We start from the raw sequence: 13196 nt of genomic DNA on the forward strand, positions 1-13196 counted from the left end.
TGACAACAACTTGTTGCCGATATCTCATCTTCGCTCACTAAGGTGGCGATAATAAATTCCTAGCGGAATACCAATGACCGCTTTTACTTCTTCCCATACCTAATACTTTCCGTCACCAATCAACGAAGGGATGGACTCCGGTGATGATATCTGTACTGTTTGGCAAGCTTCATCTATAGTCTCCATGATAGGCAGTTTGAATTGTCTCACAAGGTCTTTCAGCATCTGTGCCTGTCCAGAAAGCTCTTCGCTGGCGGCGGCACTCTCTTCTGCGGTTGCGGAATTTGTCTGTACCACACTAGATATTTGGTCGATACCCTGTGTGACCTGGGAAATGGACGCCGCTTGCTCGCTGGACGCATGAGAAATATTATCAACCACGGTGACAACCTGTTTTGCACTTTCAACAACTTCCGCAAGCGTATTCGCAGTTTCATCCGCTAATTTGGTTCCGTGATTCACAGCCTGGATAGCTCCTGCTATCAGAGCTGCCGTATTCTTGGAGGCCTCTGCGGATTTGCTGGCGAGGTTGCGCACCTCATCTGCAACAACGGCAAACCCTTTTCCAGCCTCACCTGCACGGGCGGCTTCCACCGCGGCATTTAGTGCCAGGATGTTAGTCTGGAATGCAATGTCTTCAATCGTTTTAATTATCTTGCCGATTTTACCGGATCTGTCGCTTATCTCTCCCATAGCGGTAATCATTTCCTGCATCTGACAGTTGCTTTCCTCTATCCTGGAACCAGCGGCTTCCGCCAGCTCACTGCCATTTTGGGCATTTTCGGCATTTTCTCTGACTTGAGAAGAAATTTCGTTTATTGTGGCTGCCAGTTCCTCTACCGAGCTTGCCTGTTCGGTTGCCCCTTGAGAAAGTGACTGTGCGCTGGCTGAAACCTGGTCGCTGCCAGCTGAAACCTGATCAGAGGCCTGATTAATCTGCCCCATGGCCTGACTGAGCTTTTCAATAATCTGGTACATAGAGTTTAACAACTGTTGGAAATTACCAACATAGAGTTCCTTAGCTCTGGATTCGACGGTAAAGTCGCCATTACCTAAACTTGCAAGGCCGTAACTCATATCATCGATAATTCCCCGGAATGTGTGAACCAAAGAGCGCATACTGTCAGACAGGATACCAAGCTCATCTTTAGAAGCATAGTCGATAGACACGTCCAGATTGCCTGATGCGAGCTTTTCGGCTGCTTCCTTAAGCTCTTCTACCGGCTTGCGGATTCCGTTGGATATGTATAATCCCAGAATAACTGCAAGTGCTATACTGAAACCAACAATCGCTATAACTACAAACATAGAGGACCTTTGAAACTGCTGGCCCTGATTCACAATTGCTTTTGCGTTGTTTTGAGCCTGTGTCCCTATTTTGTCCAACGCGTCGGACATCTCATTCAGCAGAGGGGCATAGTCGCTTTTCATCATTTCGAAGGCTTCATCATTGTGGCCCGCCAAAGCCAGTTCGAAAACCTGATCCCTATACACGATAACCTGTTCCAATATGGACTCTACCTCATCCACCAGAGACATGTCACCTTTGAAGCGTTTACGAATGACCGGGTACGTTTCATGCATCTTTTCTAGTGCATCAGAAGCGCTGGTGATTGCCACCTGCGTGTCATTCTCATTCGTCTCCAGAATCGCTTCCAAAATATCCGCCCGGGCGAACTGCATCTCGCGTTTGGCCGTCCATATGTTGACGGTTACCGTGTAATTGTTGTCATAGAAGCTTTTAAGATTTTTGCTGATTTTGTTCATCATAAAAAGCGCTGTTACACTGGCAACAAGACAGAGTACAATAATAACGGCGTAGGACAGCAGCATCCTCGTCCTAATGTTCATGTTTTTAATCATTTTTTAATTTCCTCCTTGAGTATTATAAAGTAGTGCCAGCTTCACTACCTGTTTTTCTTTTGTAGTTTTAAAGAGCTTGCATTGGATATATAATTTCATGCAACCTTTATCACAACCAACTTTAATATGGAACATTATAGCAAATGTTGGAAAAAATAGCAAGTAGACTTTTTCGCGTTTTGCTATGTTTTCCGCTGATTTTACTAAAACGTGAAAGAAATTTGTAAAAAATGCTTGCAATCCGATAACTGATATTATATAATTATCCTTGCGTCACAGGTGACAAGCCCACCAGTGGCATCATAGGGAAATGCGCGATTAGCTCAGCTGGCAGAGCACCTGACTCTTAATCAGGGTGTCCAGGGTTCGAACCCCTGATCGCGCAGTTTAATCACTGTTTTTGGAGCATTATGCTACTCCGGGGACGGTGATTTTTTTGCGCGTATACAAACGTGTAAGAGCCGGACTGAAAAGTCCGGCTCTTACGATAATATAGAGATATGCCATTGTGTAGATGTCCTGTCCGCGAATCAGTCATCAATTCCAAATAACACTTCCAGCCTGTCTTCGGCAGTATCAAGGATATCCTCAAGGGCATCGATATCTCGTTCCTGCTGCCTGTACGAAGAAGCGTCAAGGGAACCGCTGCGGTACTCATTTTCCAGATTGTCATCATAGAGATCCAGCTGATGGTCGATGTCGTCCAGCTCATTCTTCAGTGTATAGAACTGTTCCCGCTGTTCTGCGGCCGTACCGGACGGAGAGGCCGAATTGACCTTATCGGCGGCAGCTTCGGCGGCAGCTTTGAGTGTTTCGTAATCAGTGCTTCCGGCAGAAGAGGAGCCGTCCTGTCCCTGGGCAGATGTTCCTGAAGCGCTGCTGTCTGTACTGCCGTTCTCAGAACCGGTGCCGTCTTTCTTGCTTTCCAGGTCAGTTACCTGCTGCTCCAGCTTATCTACTTTATCCTCCAGCCTGTCCTCGCGTTCATCGGAACACCCTGTCAATACGGAGGAGGCCAATACAAGAGTTAATACTGCCGCGGCTATTATTCGTTTGCTTTTCATATATGAATACCTTCCTTTCTTTCTGATACGCTTATCATATAGCATAAAAATTAAAACAACATTAAAATATAAGTTTAAATATATTTTAATGAGAGTTTCATCTTTTTATACTATAATAAGACCAAGAGGTGAGGTAATATGCGAATACTTGTAGTAGAAGATGAACGAAATCTTCTGAACGTAATCCGAAAAAGGCTTGAAAAAGAACATTACAGTACAGACGGCGTAGGCGACGGTACCGAGGCGCTGGAGTATATAAGGCAGACGGACTATGATGCCGTTATCCTGGACATCATGCTTCCAGGCATGCCCGGGACAGAAGTGCTGAAGACGATGCGCAGGGAGGGGAACCGTACGCCGGTCTTGTTCCTCACAGCCAGAGATGCGATGGAGGACAGGGTGCGCGGTCTTGACCTGGGTGCCGATGACTATCTTGTGAAGCCATTTGGATTTGAAGAGCTTTTGGCCAGAATACGGGTGATGATACGCAGGAACAGTCAGTCCGGCGAATTGGATAACGCATTGCACGCGGGAAATCTAACAATGGATATCAAGACGCACCAGGTGCACAGAGGGGATGTGGAGATTGAGCTGTCCGCAAGAGAATTTCAGATTCTGGAGTATCTTATGCGTAACAAGGGATGTGTCCTTACGAGAGAAGCCATCGAGGCACATGTATGGAATTATGATTATATCGGCGGTTCCAATATGATAGATGTATATATCAGATATCTCAGAAGAAAAATAGATGAAGGACAGGAAGAGAAGCTGATTCAAACCGTGCGCGGGAAGGGATATGTATTGAGGGAAAAAGTATGAAACGAAACTCGGTGAGGAGAAAGATAACACTATGGTATGCTTTGATTATACTCCTGCTCATGGTAGGTCCGCTGACCGCTCTCATATTTACGGCCGAAAAAGTGTCGTGGAACAGAGCGGAGGGGAACTTAAAGGAAAGCCTGCATGAATTTATGGAGGAGATTGACATACATGCCGACGGCTACGAGACGGAAGACGACACGGAATATTATGATGACGGCGTGAGCTTCAGCATTTACGATGAGGAGGGCAAGCTGATAGAAGGCAATGTGCCTGTACATTTTCCGGATGACACGGTATTGAAAAGTGGTGAAGTGCAGAGCGTCTCATCAGGAGATAAAGAATGGATCACTTATGACGAAGCCTACCGCACGGAAGGGCAGATTATCTGGTTCCGGGCAGTGGCATCCGCAGGCGACCTGTCAATGATGGGACAGGTGCTGCTGACGCTTGTGCTGATAGTCACCCCAGTGCTGGCAGTTCTTGCCATTGCGGGTGGTTATATCATTACAGGCAGGACGCTGAGGCCGGTAGAGGAGGCGCTGGAAAGGGAACGGGTCTTTACGGCAGACGTATCCCATGAACTGCGGACGCCGGTGTCAGTCATTACATCAGAGAGCGAATTCGCCCTGATGCCAGAGACATCCAAAGCAGAAATGCAGGAGAGCCTGTCGGTCATCCTTAAGCAGGCGGGCAGGATGTCGGATCTGATAGAGCAGCTCCTCGTGCTGTCACGGGGGGAGGCCGGCGCACAGAAGATTCAGATGAAGGAAGTAGATATGAGTGTCCTGGCACAGATGACGGCAGAAGAGATGGGAGAAAAGGCGGAAGCTGAGGATATGAGGATTGAGACAGACATCAGCCCGGGCCTGAAAGTGCTGGGCAGTGAAGAAATGCTCATACGCCTATTTATAAATCTGCTGGAGAATGGGATACGTTATGGGAAAAAAGGCGGAACCATGCGGGTATCGCTCGCCTGTGAAGGGAACTATGTAAAAGGCTGCGTGGAGGACGACGGGTGCGGTATAAAGAGGGAAGACCTGCCGCATATATGGGAACGGTTCTACCAGGCAGATGCCGGGCGGACAAAAGACGGACGCAGGGGCTTTGGTCTGGGGCTCCCAATGGTACAATGGATCGTGAAGGTCCATCGCGGAAGGATTGAGGCAGAGAGCAGGCTGGATGGAGGGACGAGATTTACATTCTGGCTGCCGGTATCTTATCCTTGTCGGTAAGAGCAATACAGGAAAGACAGCCGTGCTGGACGCTATGGGAGAAGTAAATTTATGAGGAATTCATGTGAATGTATTGACAATGTGCCGGGAGACGCATTATAATATACCCCAAAAGGAGTTACTAAAAGTAAAATTAAACTTTTCGTAAAAAAGGAGGTACCATATGCTGTTATTATCCAGAGAGGATATCAAAAAAGTATTTACTATCAAGGACGCCATTGAAGCAGACAAAAAGGCGTTCCAGCTCGTCGTAGAGGGGAAGTGTGATGCACCGCTGCGCACAAACATCCAGGCACCTAAACATGACGGCTGCTTCTTATTTATGCCAGCCTACGTTGAAGAGATGGACACGGCATCGCTGAAAATCATCAATATATTCCCGCACAATATAGACAATGGAATACCATCATCACCGGCACAGGTACTGCTCATTGACGGCAGTACAGGAATCGTGACGGCAGTGCTGGATGGTACATATGTAACACAGCTGCGGACAGGCGCCGCTTCCGGCGCGGCGTTTGACGTGCTGGCGAGGAAGGATGCCAGAATCGGAGCCCTGATTGGAACAGGGGGACAGGCGGCGACACAGCTTGAGGCCATGATGGCGGCCCGTAAGCTTGATGAAGTAAGAGTGTATGACATGAATTATGAACGGACGCAGGACTTCGCAGCCCGTATGCAGGAAGAGCTTGAGGCCTATGGTACGAAGATTGTGGCAGTCAGGTCTTCTGATGAGGCGGTTGAGGGGGCAGACCTTCTGATTACAGTTACACCGTCTTCCAAGCCGGTGTTTGACGCCACAAAAGTGAAGGCCGGTGCCACTGTAAGCTGCGTGGGCGCTTATCAGCACCATATGCAGGAGATGGATCCCCGTATCCTTACCCGTGCCTCCAAGATATATTTTGATTCTGAAGAGGCTGTACTATCCGAGTCAGGCGACATCCTTATCCCGCTTGAAGAAGGTATCATTACGAAAGATGACTTTACCGGAGACCTTGGCGATGTGATCAAGGGTAAAGTGACGGGACGCGAAAATGATGATGAGATTATCGTGTTTGAGACGGTAGGCGTTGCGACACAGGACCTTGTCGCGGCAAAGGAAATCTATGAGAAGGCAGTGGCAGCCGGCGTCGGCACGAACTGGAACTAAAAGAGAGGACTCCCCATGGATAATGAAATCATAATGCTCAATAAGATCGGGCTGACCGACGCAGAGGCCAAAGTCTATCTTACGCTCCTGCAGAACGGCAGCCTGTCGGGTTATGAGGCAGGAAAGCTGGCGGGGGTACCACGTTCCAAGATATACAATATACTGGAATCGCTCATACAGAAAGGCTTCATACTTTACACAGAATATGAAAGCAACAATAAATATGCAGCTGTTCCGATGCCAGAGGTGGCGGAACGGGTTGAAGACGAGACAAAGAATGTCCTGTCTGGTTTGAAAGAGCGGCTCAGCATCTTTCCCCAGAAGACGAATCTGGATTATATCTGGCACATCAGGACGAACGGCAACGTATTCGCCAAATGCAGAGATATTATAAGAAAGACGAAGGAAGAGCTGCTTCTGCAGATATGGACAGAGGACCTCCCCTGCATCCTGGAAGATGTCCAGAAGCTGGAAGAAAAGGGGCTGAGGCTCGGCGCTGTCATATTTGGAGCAAAAGAAGAGGAGGAGATTCCTCTTAAAAAGTATTGCAGGCACGGAATGGGGCAAGAGAAAAAAGAGGAGATGGGAGGACGCTGGATTACGCTCGTGTCGGACAGGAGAGAAGTAGTGTTTGGACAGATTATAAGCGACACGATTGCCGAGGTAATCTGGACAGAGAGCCGGCCTATGATATCCCTTGCCGCAGAGTGTGTCAGACATGACATGTACTTCTATAAGAGCGCGGACAAATTTACAGACCTTATGCAGCAGGAATATGGGGACGACCTGAAAGGAATACGCAATATATTCTGATAGTATAAATATGAGAACAGGCACAGTGTGCAGCAGGCACGCGTGCCTGTTTTTTTTGCGTTCAAAGCGCCACCATATTATGCATAAACACGAACAAATTCAGGTAGAACCGTTAATTTATACTGCTTTTGTGCCGATATATATATAATAAGAAGGCTTATACTTACAATAGGAGGAACGGTTATGGGAAGAAACGAAGAAAAAGCATTGGACATGCTGGAGATGTCCAGGACACGCTCGGATAAAATGCATAAGATTATTGCCAGGATAATAGAGGGAAGAAAACAGTTCCGGACAATCGCGGATATCAACCTGCATGCATCGCTTCAGATGAGCAGCCTGAATCTGGAACTTGGAGATAAAAGTGACAGGATTATAAATTACGGGAAAAAGATAGGCTCTGTCGGAGCCAATATCCAGGCGGATTTATCTTCCACGTCAAACCATACGGCTATGATAATGGCAGAACACGAGAACCTGTCAAATACGCTGGCTGAAGTCTCCGACAATTCGGCGCATGTGCTTGGAAGCCTGAATGAAAATAAGGACGCGCTGTCAGGGATGCAGGAGATGTGTTCTGTCGTTTCCGCGGAATCAAAGACGATGAAGAAAGACATGGCCGAGCTGCAGCGCAAGATTGATGACGTGAAACGTGCGGTCGGAAGCATCAACAGCATCTCGAACCAGATAAACCTCCTGTCTCTGAATGCGTCCGTGGAGGCTGCGAGAGCGGGGGAGGCAGGCAAAGGCTTCGGCGTCGTCGCAGGGGAGATACATAAGCTCTATGAGGCGACGAACGTGATGATAAAGGATATGGAAAAATCGCTGGAAAATATAACCGTTGCATCGGCAAGGAGCGTCAAAAGCGTCAACACGACTGTAGATTCGCTGGACAAGGTAGAGCAGGATGTATCCGAAGTGGTGGAGCGCAATGAGGAAAGCGGGAGAGAGATCAGCCTGATTGTCGATAACATAGCCAAGGTTGCCGCCACGAGCGAGGAAATCAGCAGCTCTATCAATGAGACGAGCCAGAACATGGAGCATCTCGGAAGAGAGACGGACAGCCTTCTGAAGATGACCCAGAATCTTGAAGACTTGAACCATGCGCTTCTGGAAAAGGTCATCAGGCCGATACAGACGCTGGAAGAGAAGATGGAGACGAGCACGGAGATTATCGGCAGGCTGAATAAGGATACCTTCTATCGGCTGGATAACCGTATCTTCATAGACTCTATGAAGTCTGCAATATCCGCCCACAGGACATGGGTCGCAACACTTAAGGGCATAGCGGACACGAAAGAGATCGTACCGCTACAAGCCAACCCCAGAAAATGCGGGTTCGGGCATTTCTACTACACAATCACTCCGCAGAAATCAGACATACTTAAGATATGGGGGAGTGTAGAGAAGCCGCACCAGGAACTGCATGAATTAGGGGACGAGGCTGTCATGGCAATAAAGAACGGCAAAGAACATATGCTGGATTCTATTTATCAGAGAGCGGTGTCAATATCATCTATGCTGATAGAGAAATTTGAGACTATGGTGAGGATGTCCGAGGACTATGAACGGCGAGGAGAAAGTGTATTTGAGGCGGATTAAGCAAGCAGCTGCCCGAATGCGGTGAAGGTGGAAGATATGAGGAAAAACACAAGCTTCAGGATATTAAAATTATTGATGATTACAGCAGTCATTGCCGCATTAGGATTTACTGTCCGGGCGCAGGAGGTGCTGGCAGTTGGAATCCATGTGGATGAAAATGCGACCCAGACCGATGAAGAGAAAAAAGATTCCCAGGAGGCAGAGACGGGGGAACAGGAAGAGACGGGCAGGGATGCGGCCGAAGAATCGGATAACGCAGAGAAGGATGGCGAGGCTGTGGCCGGACTGGAGAGCATAGAACTGGTTCCGGCAGATACGTCCGCTTTCCGGCAGTTAAAGGATGCGGCTGCGGGCCGGACGGATATACGCAGGGTGATGCTAAAGGAAAGAGGCAGCGTTTCAACTGTTGCAGCGACCCCGGAAGCATTCAACATAGCAGAAGGGGATATCACGCTGTCCGAAAACGGGGACTATAAACAGATAGATAAGCTTGATGCGGTTGTGGCGACGGGGACTCAGGGGGATCAGCAGTACATCGTGACCGGATCTACCGGAGAGTATAACATTCATGTAGAAAGCGGAGCTTCCCCGACGATACAGGTGCAGGGCATGCAGATAAACATGCTGCCCGGCGGAGCAAAAAAAGGCGGGATATATATAGAAGCAGGGGCATCGGTTACACTTGTCCTCGGTGCGGATGACACGGAAGTGACCGGAAGTCAGTTCATGCCGGGGATTACGCTGGAACCGGGCGCAACACTGAATATCAATGGAACCGGTGTGATGAACGTAAGCGGAGGCGCCGGGGCAGACGGTATCAGCGGTATAGATAATTCACAGGGAGGCACGCTCAAGGTGGAGGGCGGTGCCCGTCTGCATGTGTACAGCGATCAAGAAGCGGCATGTAATGTCAAGGTTTCTTCCATCTCCAACAAGATACTTCAGGGGACGCTTGAGACGCCGATATCTACAAGTGCGTCTACAAAGATACAGGCAGAGAACAAGAACGACAGGACCGAACAGTACCCGATGGCCCTGCCTGCAGGGTATCGTTCCTTTGCCGTGTCCACGACCGCGGACGGCGGAGAATATGTCTCATACTTCCCGGGAACGGACGGCAATGTGCAGAATTCCCATCTGCTCGTCGATAAGAGTACACCGGCACGGCACAGCTATAACCTGACAGGTGCGGGCAATACGTTTGCTTCTCTTGGCAATCTGATAGACCAGGAAGTGAAATATACGGTAATATTCCAGGCAAACGGCGGTACGTTCCACGAGACAGAGAATGATAAGCTTATATTTGACGGCAGTAAAAAGATAGGATATGGGAAGACGATAACAGGTGCCCCGACAGACGCAGACGTAGAACGCAATGCCCATACCCTGCTTGACTGGTACCGGATACAGGATTCTACGGCAGATGCCGACAAGTGGAATTTTGACAGGGATGAGGTGGTCAAGGATAACCTGACGCTGTATGCAACATGGAAGCCGGATTCATGTACCGTCATCTACCGTTCCGGAAACCGGACTGTAGCTACCAAAGATGGGTATGATTACGAGGATACGATAGAGAAAGCCGGCTGGATGCCGGGCAGCGACTATAACCCGGGCTATACGCTCGTGTACTGGGTAGGAGAAGACGGAAAGCGGTGGGAGTTCGGAACCGGAGGGACGAAGCTTATGAAAGCGACAACGGTTCTGACCGCAGTATGGCTCCAGGACTGCACGGTCACCTTTGACCCGAATGTGGCAGGTGAAGAAGTGACAGGATGGCCGAGACAGACGACTGTACCGGCGACATGGCTCGTAAGCAGGCCGGATGACAAGCCAACGAGGACCGGCTACCGGTTTACAGACTGGTATAAGGACAAAGCATGTACCGAGGCGTGGGACTTTGATTCCGATACGGCCAAAGGGGCAAAGCTGACGCTCTATGCGGGATGGGGAGCGGAGAATACTACCGTGACGTTCCATGTGGATACGGATGCGGGCGAATCGGTCACTCCGACGACACGGTCTGTCGGATTTGGCAATACGATAGATGAGCCTTCGGCTGCGAAGCCGAAACGGATGGGCAGCCTGACTACAGAGTACGAAGTAGAAGGGTGGTATACAGATGAAAGGCTTACAAAGAGATGGGATTTCAGCGAAGAGCTCATCGACCCGGACGGGAACTTTGACCTGTATGTAAAATGGAAGCAGAAGACGTGTTACGCGATATTGAATCCAGGGGACAGGGAAGCGCTGCCTCAGGAGGAGATTCCTAAATCGGTGCCTTACGGCAGCAGCCTGGAGACACAGTACGGTATCGGCGGACTGGATCGGGAATTCACCAAAAAGGGGCACAAGATAACCGGCTGGCGCACAACTGCAGGACAGACGTGGGAGCTGGACAAGCCGCTGACAGAGGACGTGACGCTCCGTGCACAGTGGGAAGCGGAAGTCTATGATGTAGATTTCGTGACACCGGCAGATGCACCAGAGCTGCCGGAGGGTGATAAGAAGCAGTCTGTCGTATACAACCGTACGGTACAGGCGCCTGCATATCCGGAGACGGATGACGCATGGCCGGGCCATACGTTCCTTGGATGGAACACGGAAGAGGACGGCAGCGGAACCTATTGGAAATTCTCGGGCGAGGCAGGGGCCAACCTGGTAGAAGGTCCTTTCACATTATATGCACAATGGCAGTGGGATGAGTATACGGTGCAATTCCATACATATGCCGGCGACGAGAATCCTCCGCCGGACGTGGCAGGACTTCATTATGGCGACAAGATACCCGAGCCTGCGGAGCCGGCACGGGAGCACTATAGTTTCCTCGGCTGGTTCAAGGATGAAGAACACACGCAGCTGTGGGACTTTGATACGGACACGATAACAGGCAGCACGGTATTATATGCGGGTTGGGAAGGCAGTATCATCGATGTCTCGCTTCATGTCAGATACGAGCCGGAACATGCGGTGCATCCGGATGAAGAGGTGACAGTAAGTCCGATAGAGGATATCCGGTACGGGGACTTTCTTGACAGGGACATGCTTCAGAGCCTGGACGAGACGAAGCACCGTGACGGGTACACGCTTAATGGCTGGTATATGCAGTCTGACTATGCGGAGGAAAGCTTATGGGACTTTGCCGGAATGAGGGCAGAACCCGCAGATGAGCAGATGGATCTGTATGCATATTGGACATGGGATGAATATACGGTGAACTTCGTCACATATGATGGAGATGAGGTCAACAACATCCCGCCGGCAGAAGGAGTCCACTTCGGAGAAAAAGTTGCAAGGCCGGCAAATGACCCGGTAAGGGAACATTATGAATTTGATGACTGGTATCCTGATTTAGATGCGGAAGAGAAAAAGCCGTGGAAGTTCGACACGGATACCGTGACCGGTGACATGAACTTATATGCCGGATGGATTCCAGATGTGTACACACTATCATTTGAGACAAACGGCGGAACCGCACTGAATCCGGTGCAGGTGCCATACGGCACCTTTGTAGATAAGGATGCGCTTAAGACAGTGCGGACCGGGTATGAACTTACAGGCTGGTACAAGGATCCGGGGCTGACAGAAACGTTTGCTCCCGAGAGTGACTATGTGGACCGGGATATGACAATCTATGCGGCGTGGGAGCTGGAGAAGTTCTCTGTACGGCTGCATTACCGGGCGGACAAAGACAGCCAGGAAGAAGAGGTCATCACTTATACGGACGTGTACCAGGCAGGAGATTATATCACGAAGCCGGATAAGACGGTTCCCCACAAGACACTGAGCAGCTGGTTCACAGAACCTGGCTGGCAGAAAGAAAAGCAATGGGTATTCAAAAGAGACAAGGTGTCCGGAGATACCGACCTCTATGCGTACTGGTCGGACACGTTATATAACGTACATTTCGAGACATACGGCGGAACGGAGATCGAGGACAAAGAACTTGCATGGGGCAGCCTTCTGGAGATGCCGGAAGCCCCGGAGCATGAGGGCTGTACGTTCGGCGGATGGTATAAGGATGCGGAATATAAGACTTCCTGGGACTTCGAAGAAGATTTTGTAGACGGTAACACGACCATCTACGCCAGATGGAATCCCAATATGTACACGGTTACGTTTGATGCGGCAGGAGGCTTAAGTACGCCGGCGGCCCAGAAGATTCCTTATGGTTCGCTCATCGCAGAACCTGCGGCGCCTGTAAGAGAAGGCTATACGCTGACCGGATGGAAAAGTGCGGATGGCGCTGCCGGAAACTGGAACTTCTCGCAGGATACGGTTGCAGGGGATATGACGTTGACAGCACAGTGGACGGAAGCCGCAGCCGTGGCCAAAGAGCAGCAGACAGAAGGAGGAGCGGGTTCGGGTGGAGGCTCAGGAACCTCTGGTTCCGGGGGCAATCCCATTGATTCCGCAACCCAGGCGCTGACAGATGCGGTAGAAGGACTGAAAAAGATCCTCACAGGAGACAAGGCACCCCTGACCTATGCGGTCACAGGTATCTTCCTGTCTGCCGCCGCCATCATATGGCTGCTGAAGAAGCGTTTTAAATAGTTTAAAAAGTGAAGGTATGCACGGTGAACGATGGAAAAGTAACATACAGAGAATTAGAACTATATTTGAAGAAAAGAAATTATTTTGGAATGCGGC

The 13196-nt window shown here is 49.7% G+C and carries 8 protein-coding genes and 1 tRNA gene; 7 read left to right on the top strand and 2 right to left on the bottom strand.

The genetic code is table 11. The features are described 5' to 3' along the window. Positions 1-99: 99 nt before the first annotated feature. A complete protein-coding gene (locus HMPREF0980_RS07205; protein WP_049728485.1) occupies positions 100-1863 on the bottom strand; it encodes a methyl-accepting chemotaxis protein in 1764 nt (587 codons plus the stop codon). Positions 1864-2175: 312 nt separating this feature from the next. Here HMPREF0980_RS07205 and HMPREF0980_RS07210 point away from each other — a divergent pair. Then, positions 2176-2248: transfer RNA gene (locus HMPREF0980_RS07210), tRNA-Lys, on the top strand. Between the two features lie 145 nt (positions 2249-2393). On the opposite strand, the gene HMPREF0980_RS07215 is transcribed toward HMPREF0980_RS07210, so the two are convergent. Further along, positions 2394-2927 (bottom strand): hypothetical protein, encoded by a 534-nt coding sequence (locus HMPREF0980_RS07215; RefSeq protein WP_049728486.1) that lies wholly within the window; start codon positions 2925-2927, stop codon positions 2394-2396. Between the two features lie 138 nt (positions 2928-3065). Between HMPREF0980_RS07215 and HMPREF0980_RS07220 the strand changes: the two genes are divergently transcribed. From HMPREF0980_RS07220 to HMPREF0980_RS07245, 6 genes are all read left to right on the top strand, one after another. After that, complete coding sequence (locus HMPREF0980_RS07220) at positions 3066-3746, top strand: response regulator transcription factor (RefSeq protein WP_049728487.1); 681 nt, start codon at positions 3066-3068, stop codon at positions 3744-3746. Then, positions 3743-4981 carry a sensor histidine kinase gene (locus HMPREF0980_RS07225; protein WP_084002692.1) on the top strand — a complete coding sequence of 413 codons (1239 nt, stop codon included), beginning with the start codon at positions 3743-3745 and terminating at the stop codon, positions 4979-4981. Before HMPREF0980_RS07220 ends, HMPREF0980_RS07225 begins: the two co-directional genes overlap by 4 nt. 163 nt (positions 4982-5144) lie before the next feature. Then, positions 5145-6131, top strand: a complete 987-nt coding sequence (locus tag HMPREF0980_RS07230; RefSeq protein WP_049728489.1) for an ornithine cyclodeaminase family protein — start codon at positions 5145-5147, stop codon at positions 6129-6131. Between the two features lie 15 nt (positions 6132-6146). Further along, complete coding sequence (locus HMPREF0980_RS07235; RefSeq protein ID WP_049728490.1) at positions 6147-6944, top strand: TrmB family transcriptional regulator; 798 nt, start codon at positions 6147-6149, stop codon at positions 6942-6944. Between the two features lie 183 nt (positions 6945-7127). Next, positions 7128-8546, top strand: a complete 1419-nt coding sequence (locus HMPREF0980_RS07240) for a methyl-accepting chemotaxis protein (protein WP_049728491.1) — start codon at positions 7128-7130, stop codon at positions 8544-8546. Positions 8547-8582: 36 nt separating this feature from the next. After that, positions 8583-13100, top strand: a complete 4518-nt coding sequence (locus HMPREF0980_RS07245; RefSeq protein WP_049728492.1) for an InlB B-repeat-containing protein — start codon at positions 8583-8585, stop codon at positions 13098-13100. The last annotated feature ends 96 nt before the right edge of the window (positions 13101-13196 follow it).

Origin of the sequence: Dorea sp. D27, assembly GCF_001185345.1 — a bacterium.
GTDB lineage: Bacteria > Bacillota > Clostridia > Lachnospirales > Lachnospiraceae > Extibacter.